Annotated in this window: 1 protein-coding gene; it reads right to left on the bottom strand. The window is 72.0% G+C overall.

The features are described from left to right. Window positions 1-318 (bottom strand): SulP family inorganic anion transporter (locus ACLBX8_RS31805; protein ID WP_447716425.1); only part of this gene is annotated, 318 nt, incomplete at both ends.

Here is a 318-nt window from a genome sequence, read left to right as displayed (position 1 = left end):
AGGAGCACCAGCAGGAACGCGCCGGCCACGAGCGTCGAGAGGCGCCCGCGGGCACCCGACGAGACGTTGATCACCGACTGGCCGATCATCGCGCAGCCGCCCCTGCCGCCGAACAGGGCCGAGGTCATGTTGGCCACGCCCTGGCCCATGCACTCGCGATTCTTGTCGCTGCCCGTGTCGGTCATGTCGGCGACGATCTGCGCCGTGAGCAGGCTCTCCAGCAGGCCGACCGCGGCGAGCGTCGCCGCGTAGGGCAGGAGGATCCGCAGGGTCTCGAGGGTGAGGGGCACGTCCGGCAGGGCGAAGCCCGGCAGCGCC

This window comes from Methylobacterium sp. D48H, assembly GCF_053345715.1.
This window is presented reverse-complemented; position numbering and strand designations above follow the sequence as displayed.